The organism is Mesorhizobium sp. M7A.F.Ca.ET.027.03.2.1, assembly GCF_003999175.1.
Taxonomy (GTDB): domain Bacteria; phylum Pseudomonadota; class Alphaproteobacteria; order Rhizobiales; family Rhizobiaceae; genus Mesorhizobium.
In genome coordinates this window covers 1-384 of record NZ_RZOM01001981.1, presented here as the reverse complement: position 1 = coordinate 384, position 384 = coordinate 1, and the positions used below count along the sequence as shown (strand labels likewise).

General features: G+C 53.1%; 1 pseudogene. It reads right to left on the bottom strand.

Annotated features, from left to right (window positions below):
• Positions 1 to 236: 236 nt before the first annotated feature.
• A pseudogene (locus tag EN750_RS39070) lies at positions 237 to 384 on the bottom strand (transaldolase family protein); the annotation flags it as partial.

Sequence of the window (384 nt, the reverse complement as noted above, 5' to 3'; positions counted from 1 at the left end):
CGGCCAACGACCTGCTCTTCTGATGCGTCACTAACAGATACGGCCGCAGGTCTACGCCGGTTAGCGGTGGGTCGATTGCAGCCCAGCCTTTCGTCCACCCTTACAGAACGAGCCCGAAAAAAATGGTCGGCAAAAGGCCTATGGAACCGCCGCCCCCAATTCAAGACCGAAGGTCGGAAGAACGGCGGATCGAAGTCTCACTAATCCTGAGCGTGGCTTCCCATCAAATGCACTATTCAGTTGGAAATTAAACATTTCGCTGGTGCGTCCAGTTGCTCTTGGATCATGCGCCGCAATTCATATAGATCCTTGGCAAAAGCCCGAATACCTTCCGCCAGCTTTTCCGTCGCCATTGCATCATCGTTCATGATCCAACGAAAGGTC